This window comes from Bilophila wadsworthia ATCC 49260, from assembly GCF_000701705.1.
GTDB classification, from domain to species: domain Bacteria; phylum Desulfobacterota; class Desulfovibrionia; order Desulfovibrionales; family Desulfovibrionaceae; genus Bilophila; species Bilophila wadsworthia.
Genome location: NZ_JNJP01000144.1, coordinates 1 through 5,745 on the forward strand (window position 1 = coordinate 1; position 5,745 = coordinate 5,745).

General features: G+C 63.7%; 4 protein-coding genes. 2 read left to right on the forward strand and 2 right to left on the reverse strand.

Annotated elements, in window-relative coordinates:
- Positions 1-324: 324 nt before the first annotated feature.
- Positions 325-1,599, reverse strand: a complete 1,275-nt coding sequence (locus T370_RS0121135) for a histidine-type phosphatase (RefSeq protein WP_029436924.1) — start codon at positions 1,597-1,599, stop codon at positions 325-327.
- A 128-nt stretch (positions 1,600-1,727) separates the two neighbouring features.
- On the opposite strand from T370_RS0121135, the gene T370_RS0121140 reads away from it, so the two are divergent.
- Positions 1,728-2,345 (forward strand): SagB/ThcOx family dehydrogenase, encoded by a 618-nt coding sequence (locus T370_RS0121140; protein WP_005028275.1) that lies wholly within the window; start codon positions 1,728-1,730, stop codon positions 2,343-2,345.
- A gap of 123 nt (positions 2,346-2,468) precedes the next feature.
- On the opposite strand, the gene T370_RS0121145 is transcribed toward T370_RS0121140, so the two are convergent.
- Positions 2,469-3,686 (reverse strand): glycosyltransferase family 4 protein, encoded by a 1,218-nt coding sequence (locus tag T370_RS0121145; RefSeq protein WP_034507437.1) that lies wholly within the window; start codon positions 3,684-3,686, stop codon positions 2,469-2,471.
- 164 nt (positions 3,687-3,850) lie between these two features.
- Here T370_RS0121145 and T370_RS0121150 point away from each other — a divergent pair, with 164 nt between their 5' ends.
- The gene (locus T370_RS0121150) at positions 3,851-5,716 is read left to right on the forward strand and encodes a YgiQ family radical SAM protein (protein ID WP_005028272.1); all 1,866 of its coding nucleotides are present in this window, start codon (positions 3,851-3,853) and stop codon (positions 5,714-5,716) included.
- The last annotated feature ends 29 nt before the right edge of the window (positions 5,717-5,745 follow it).

The window sequence follows — 5,745 nt, forward strand, 5'->3', positions numbered from 1 at the left end:
CCCCCCTCCCCAAACCCCACCCCTCTCCCTCCCAAGACTTTCGGCCTTATCGAATCCCCCCTGTCGGCTTTCCCGTGCGGGTACAGGCTGAACCTGTAAATTGCATCAGTATCTGGTGCGTTCCCTTTAAGAGGCATGGCGAAATCAATCGCCATTTTTTTGTCGGGAAAACAGGAGAAGGACGGCTGCCTTCAGGTACAAAGAAGCGGCTCCATATCCGGCTTGTACCGGACATGGGGCCGCTTCATCATGTTTTGAAGGGAACCGAGAGCTTCATGCCGTCAGACGGCGAAACGAGGCGGACGGTCTCTTTGACGCCTTCTTCTAACGTTCCCGGACGCACTCGGGGCGGAGCACATCGCGGACGCGCAATTCGAAATCGGTCAGCGTACAGTTCTTGCCGTCCTCATACGGGCCGCACCACGGCACCTCAATATCCTGCCTCAAGACCTCGCCCTTCATGGCGGGATCGTGCAGCGTATCCAGCGACTGCCCGATCATCCGGGCCCGGAGCTGATAGACGTCGTTTTGCAGCCACAGCGTCAGCACCAGCGCGCTTGCCGGGGGAATTTCATCGGGCGCATAGCCGGGGAGCTGCCAATGCAGGCCGAGCATACCGCCGATGTTCGCAATATTCGTATCGTGCCCAACGAACACCACAACCTTCGCCTTGTTCACGGCGGGATCGGCATACCGGCCCGTAAGCGCGTTCGCCATATCCAGCAGCAATTCGCTTCCGCGCCCGGCGGCCACGGAAGGCGCACGGTTCACGGCGTCGAAGACCGTGCTGTGCACCGGGAGCAGGCGTTGCAGCGCCCCCTTGTCCACGGCTCCCCATCCGGCGGGATGATCCCACTGGCCATACTCCAGCAGCATGATTTCCGCCGCGCTTGAAGCCGTCCCCAGCTTGCCGTCGAGGTGGACCGTGCGGTTGTCCTTGGCAAGCGTCAGGCGCGTGGGCACGTCCGCTACCGTACACCCTTCGGGCAGTTGATGCTTGCGGCAAAATTCGGGAGACGCGGGGCCAAGGATGGCCGCCAATTCACCTATGGGGCCCGAGAGCGACTGCTCAAGCCCCTCAATCGCGCCGACGGGAATTTCCTTGCGAACAACGGCGGGATCGAGCGCGCAATATCCGGCCTCCAACGGATGGAACAGCGGATCGGGATGGTCCGTCTCGTTCACGATAGGCTTGAACCCGCACCCCGGAGCCAGCCCCTCGAGCACGGCCTCTCCCGTGACCCGCGTACGCTGATCCCGATCGGCACGGACGGCTATCGTCCCGGCCTCCGGGCAACCTTTTGAGGGCAGTAAACCGGCCTCGCGTAAAAATGCCGCCTCCTGTTCCCACATCGCGGTGACCAGCTTGGCCCCGCGCGGGGTCAGCTCGCCGCGCTTCACGGGCCACTCGGGCCAGTCCTTGCGGCTCCAGCTCCCAAGCGTTTCGGAAGATTGCGTGGGCGAGCGGACCCCATGCCGCGACAACACCACCATCTTCAAAAGTTTTGCATCACCGCCACCCTGCTCCGCCGCTCCGCCCTCCGGCGCGGTTGCGGCAAGCAACGCGCACAGCGCCAATATGGACAGTCCCCATTTCATGGTTATCCTCCTTTTTCAGGGCAGGCTACGCGTATTTCCAGTCTGTAACCACCCCATGATAACCCGCATCCTTCCGCCGAACGGAGGCCATCCCTCCGAGGCCGCCTCTTTTCCAAGGAGTCCACGCTATGACGAAACGGTTCATTCCGGTATTGGCCGCCTGTCTCTTCCTCATGGTGGGCACGGCGCAGGCCGCCACCTCCCTTGCATTCCCCCCTCCCGATACCAAGGGGGGAAAGCCGCTCATGCAAACGCTCAGCGGACGGGCGACAAACCGCTCGTTCACCGCCAAGCCGCTTTCCGACAAACTGCTCGGCGATTTGCTCTGGGCCGCGTACGGCGTGAACCGCCCCAACGGAAAACGGACCATCCCCACGGCCCAGAACCGGCAGGATCTTGAAATCTACGTCCTCCGCAGCGACGGAGCATGGCTCTACGACGCCCCGAAACACAGCCTCGAACAGGTCAGCTCCTCCGACCTGCGCAACTTCCTCGCCGGGCAGGGCTTTGTCCGCGAAGCCCCGGTAGGGCTGGTTTACGTCACCGACACCCAGAAAAACAGCAAAGAGCTTTTCGCGGCCATGCATACGGGTTCCGCCTACCAGAACGTGGGCTTGTTCTGCGCCTCCGTGGGGCTGCACAATGTCGTCCGCGCTTCCTACGACGCCGAAGGCCTCGCTTCCGCCCTCGGCCTCCCCAACTCCAAGCATATCCTGATTTCCCAAAGCATCGGATGGGGCGAATAGAAAAAAGCATCCCATAATGAACGGCAAAGAAAAGAGCCTGAACGAAACACCGTTCAGGCTCTTTTTTTCAATATCCGCCGCTTCCCCCCGGAAGGGGCTCCCTCCGCGCGGCCTCCCCGCCAATCAGAAATCTTGGGAAGGTGAAGGATGGGGTTTCTTCCCGTTTCCCTCATTTTCCTCTGTCCCGTCCGCCTTCCTTTCTCTCACCTCGCCGCTCTTTCCCGTACGCTGATCGCACTCCTCGTTGACGACCTGTACCCATGTGTCGAGCCCGGCCTGAATATGATCGGGAATACGGAACGGCCCGGGCGCGGGCTCGTCGATCAGCACCTTGATACGCGCGGCGAGATCCTCGGCGTCGCCGGGATCGGGGGTGACGTGCTCCTGCGGCAGAAACACGCTGGAACCGTTGGCCGTTGTGGACAACACCTTGAGCCCGCAGGCCAACGCCTCAAGCACCGCGTTGGAACAGGCGTCATAAAACGAAGGCAGGACGAACAGATCCATTGCCCGGTACAACGCGGGCATGTCCTCCACCTTGCCGAGAAAATGGATACGCCCGGCCACGCCGAGCTTTTTCGCAAGCCGCTGGTAGGGCTCGGAATCCCGCCCCCCGGCGATGAACAGATGCACAGTCTCGGGAAGCATCGCCACGGAACGGATAAGGATCCCCGTGCCCTTGAGGGCGAAATTGCTGGTCGCGGTGGCGATGGCGACATGATTGTTGTCGATGTTCAGGGCGATGCGCGAAAGCAGCTTCTGCTCGGGCGTCGGCGGCGTGAAGCGGGAAAGATCCGGCAGATTGTAGATGACCTCCGGCACGGGAATGCCGGGATACGCCTTTTGCGTCCAGTGGCGCACCGCGTCGGACACGCAGATGATCCGGCAGCCGCTGCGGTACTGGTGGTTGTCGATGATCCGGGTCAGCCAGTTGGAGGGCAACAAGCGACGGCGCAGGTGCTTGAACCAACGGGAAAAACCGGCGGGCCACGCCTTCTCGGAAAGCTCCCAGAAAGTTTTCTGCGGGCCGCCGCCCACGCGCATCATGTCCTGATTCCACGTCTTGCCGAGGCTGATAACCAGATCGTAGTTGCCGCGCTTGCGCACCTGCTCGGCCCGGATAAGAAACCAGAGCATCTTGATGAACTTCAATCCGCCGGGGCGTCCGACGATATGCGTCCGCACGCCGACCGGCGGCAGACACTCGGAACGGGCGCAGATGAATTCCACCTCGTGTTCGCTGTTGCGGGTTTCCGCCAGCGCTTCGGCAAGGCGGAAGGCAAACTGTTCGACGCCTCCGTAACGGCTGAGACGGGGCAGGATGAGGGCGATTCGTGCCATGATGTTCTGAGCGCGAGGGCGCGGGAAAAAGGGTTGGCGGGACCGTCCCGTTGTACCCTTCAAGCCGGGAAAAGCAAAGGGAGCGCACAAGGTTTTCATGCCGCCCCCGCTGGGGCCGAGAATCAGCCTTTCCTTCCGGTTTTCCCTGCCTTATACTACCGGGCATGTTCGATCTTACACTCCCCGCGCGCACGCCGCTGCCGCAACCGCCGTTCTTGCCCACCACCCGCGCCGAAATGGACGCCATCGGGTGGGATTCCCTTGATATACTTCTTGTCACGGGCGACGCCTACGTGGATCATCCTTCCTTCGGCGTGCCCCTGCTCGGCCGCTGGCTGGTCGGACACGGCTACCGCGTGGGCATCGTGGCCCAGCCGCGCTGGAAGGACGAGGGGCAGGGCATCGCCGACCTCGCCCGCATGGGCCGCCCCCGCCTGTTCGCCGGGGTGAGCGCCGGGGCGCTGGATTCCATGCTGGCGCACTACACGGCGTTCCGCAAAAAACGCCACGATGACGCCTACACGCCCGGCGGCGAAGCCGGATCGCGCCCCAACCGCGCCGTCATCGTCTACGCGGGGCTGATCCGCAAGGCATTCCCCGGCCTGCCCCTGCTCGCCGGAGGCATCGAAGCCTCGCTCCGCCGCATCACCCATTACGATTTTTGGGCCGATAGCCTGCGCCGTTCCATCCTGTTCGACGCCCGGCTGGACATCCTTTCCTGCGGCATGGGCGAGCGCGCCCTCCTCGATGTCGCCCGGCGGCTCGACGCCGTGGCCGAACTCGTGGGCGATCTGTCCGTGCTGGAACCCGTGGATGGGGAGCTGTGGCCGGACCTCTGGGCCGGGATTCCCGGTACGGCGCGGCTCGTCAAAACAGCCTCCATTCCCTCCGATGCCGAGGAGCTGGACGGCCTTGAGCTTGTCCGCCTGCCCTCGCACGACGAGATGCTTGCCGTGCCCCGCGCCTATCTGGACGGGACCGTCCGGCTTGAGCGCGAGACCCACCAGTCCCGCCGCATCCTCGCGCAGCCCAACGGCGACCGCACGGTCCTCCTCATGCCTCCCGCCGCGCCCCTGACCACCGAAGAACTGGACGGCCTGTACGCCCTGCCGTTCTCGCGGCGTCCGCATCCTTCCTACAAGGAACCGATCCCGGCGGTGGAAATGATCGCCACGAGCATCACCACCCATCGCGGCTGCGGGGGCGGGTGCTCGTTCTGCTCGCTGGCCCTCCATCAGGGCCGCCGCATCGCCTCCCGTTCCGAAGCGTCCATCCTCGACGAGGCAAAACGCATTGCCGCCATGCCGCGCGGCGGTTCCATTTCCGACGTGGGCGGCCCGAGCGCGAATATGTGGGGCGCGGCCTGCCGCCTCGATCCTTCCAAGTGCCGACGCGACAGCTGCATGTATCCGTCCATCTGCAAAGGCTTTTCCGTGGATCAGCGCGCCTGCATCGATCTCCTCCGCGACGTGCAGGCCACGCCCGGCGTGAAGCATGTCCGGGTTGCCAGCGGCGTGCGCTTCGATCTCGCGCTCAAGGATGCCACCGCGCTTGCGGCCTATACCGGCGAGTTCACCGGCGGGCAGCTCAAAATCGCGCCCGAGCATTGCGTGCCCGATGTCCTCGACCTCATGCGCAAGCCCGGCATGAAGCCCTTTGAAGCCTTCCTCGAAGCCTTTGTCCGTTACTCCGAAGCCCACGGCAAGGAACAGTACGTCATCCCCTACCTCATGAGCGCCTTTCCCGGCTGTACCGACGCGCACATGCGCCAGCTCGGGGACTGGCTTGCGGCCCGGAACTGGTCGCCCCGTCAGGTACAGTGCTTCATCCCCACGCCGGGCACGGTGGCGACGGCCATGTATTACGCCCGCTGTACCCCGGACGGTGCGCCCATTTATGTGGCCCGGACGGATGAAGAGCGCCGCCGCCAGCACGAGATCCTGCTCGGCAGGCCCTCCGGCCAACGCCCCCGCACGCAGGGGAACAGGAACGCTTTTGCGGAAAGGGAAAGGAGAAAGAGGGAGAGATAAGATTGGAGGGGGCGGGGAGGACTTTCTGA

Bases quoted from the DNA above. Each gene is read 5' to 3' on its own strand.
- T370_RS0121145 (WP_034507437.1), bottom strand. From the start codon at position 3,686: ATGGCACGAATCGCCCTCATCCTGCCCCGTCTCAGCCGTTACGGAGGC.
- T370_RS0121150 (WP_005028272.1), top strand. From the start codon at position 3,851: ATGTTCGATCTTACACTCCCCGCGCGCACGCCGCTGCCGCAACCGCCG.
- T370_RS0121135 (WP_029436924.1), bottom strand. From the start codon at position 1,599: ATGAAATGGGGACTGTCCATATTGGCGCTGTGCGCGTTGCTTGCCGCA.
- T370_RS0121140 (WP_005028275.1), top strand. From the start codon at position 1,728: ATGACGAAACGGTTCATTCCGGTATTGGCCGCCTGTCTCTTCCTCATG.